3 protein-coding genes are annotated in these 2,076 nt (G+C 38.0%); all 3 read right to left on the minus strand.

Annotation, left to right across the window (positions count from 1 at the left end; all coding sequences use genetic code 11):
* The coding region (locus tag P20652_RS17730; RefSeq protein WP_033017250.1) for a transposase at positions 1–626 on the minus strand (626 nt) is incomplete at its 3' end.
* Positions 627–839: 213 nt separating this feature from the next.
* A complete protein-coding gene (locus P20652_RS12455) occupies positions 840–1,661 on the minus strand; it encodes a hypothetical protein (RefSeq protein WP_139048204.1) in 822 nt (273 codons plus the stop codon).
* Positions 1,662–1,720: 59 nt separating this feature from the next.
* On the minus strand, positions 1,721–2,076 hold a 356-nt coding region (locus P20652_RS20380), incomplete at its 5' end, for a hypothetical protein (RefSeq protein ID WP_033017252.1).

The following is a 2,076-nucleotide window of genomic DNA, read 5'->3' on the forward strand; positions in this document are numbered from 1 at the left end:
AAACGTACTTGAGCGCTGGTATGGTCTGACTCTTCTGGAGTGTTAGCCATTTTAGCTCTAATTGGGTTTAAATCGACATACGCCATACAGGCAACAAGGGCTGCTTCATCTAGTAATGCTTGAGACATAAAACGTCCTTCCCAAAATCTACCTGTGCAGTTATCTTCTTTATTTGCTCTGCGAGCTATGTTTTCATTTAACAACCGCATAAACCAACTTATGCTGGATAGCCTTTCTCGGTATTGCTGTACTGTTTGATTAAAAAATATGAGTTCTATTTTACTTAGCTTTTCGCCCTGGATGTATTTTTGTGTAATCAATGTACCTTTACAAAGCTTATGCCAACGAATAACAATGGCTTTGTCATTCAGTCTATTGGCTTTTTTATCATCAACATACAGTACTAAATGTGTATGATTACTCATTACGGCATAAGCACACACATCAATACAAAATACCTTCGCTAATTCAAGTAGCTTATCTTCAACCCAGCCTCGTCGATGTTCGTAAGACTTACCTGTAAAGTGGTCTTCACCACACAGAAAGGCACGTCGAACACACCGTGAAATACAATGATAATATTTCGTATCAACCAAACTTACTTGACGCTTTCTTGCAATAGCCACAAGCCACCTGCCTATTTATTGTACTTGCTAAATTTAGTCACTAAATTAAAAAAGACGCAAATTTAGGATGGATGTCTAGTTTATTCTTTAGATGTCTAGTTTATTTCTTTTATTCCTGTAGCACCCACGGGTTAGGGTATGTAGGGTTGCCCTTTATTTTTCTTAATCACAAAAGTAAAATATTGAGCTCGTAAGCACGTTTTATATTTTTCTCTAATAACTCAGGGTCATCACTAAAGGGAGCAATAACATAATTAACCTCATCCATCGGGTATTTTTTTCACCATCAATATCCGTATGAAAAACATATTTATAGGTATTTTTTATCTCGGGATCGAGGGGGTAATTTTCCATATAGGGGCCAATTTTATCGCCTTTCCAAACTGTGCTATGTCCTTTGTTGAGGTAATCCTGAACAGACTGCAGAAGTCCAAAGGGGATTGGTTTGTTTTTATCCATAAATTCCGTTAATAATGTCCACGATTGACAAGCCTCATCGTAGCTATCAGCAAACGCGACTATGTATTGGCAATCCCTTTTACCATGTTTAGGGTATTTTTTAGGGATTAAGCTTGTAACAGGCATGCCCCTTCCCAAACTAAAGCCTAACGAGCCTCGATACATCTCAACTTCTTCAAATGGAATAACTAGTTCGGGGTTACCACCAAACGCAGGGAAATTCACATTACCGCTTTTTCGGTCAAACACGACGGAGGTGGCTCTGGGGATTTTTGCTTTGCGATGATAAATAAAAGCAATAATTAATAATAAAACTTGCCCCAGGATAAACAAAGGGTCAAAAAGCAATGAGTCTAACAGGTGTTGTAAACTTTTTGCTTTAAATAACCCAAGTACTTGCATTATCGCTCCAATTGCAAAGAAGGTTAATGCTAGCCAAGAATAAGAACTATCATCCGTATCCGTCATACTTCCCATTAGTAATACGCCATAATAACGGCCATCAGTTGAATATATATCGTTTACTCCAAATAGGTTGTCATAATCGACGTCTACTTTTCGGTAATACTTTCCCATGTCAGTTGGTTTTTTAGGGGGGTCGTAATGCTGATATTTGTTCTGTATTTATCATAAGGTTACTTAAGTCCTAATTCTTCTTTTAGCGCATAATTTAACAGTGATAAATTCACTTCGGTTGTGAGCCATTTATTTGGTTTTTCAAGCTCGCCGTACTCATCGCGTTTTGATACTGGTAATATAAATTTATTATCTTTAAAGACTGTGCTCACTGACGCCCCTTTACCCTTAGGATACGTTTTAACACGCAGTCTAAAAGTGACTCTGGTTGTATTGAGTGCTTTAAATATCGCAGCGCAGTTATACTGGTTTAAGTCAAGCCGCACACCTTGCCCACTTGATAAATCAGTCGCTAACACATTATCCCAAAATGTTTGTCGCCAATTTTGACCTTGTCCAGCGCTATCGCCTAAAA

The sequence above is a fragment of the Pseudoalteromonas sp. BSi20652 genome, assembly GCF_000239855.1.
Classification (GTDB): Bacteria; Pseudomonadota; Gammaproteobacteria; order Enterobacterales; family Alteromonadaceae; genus Pseudoalteromonas.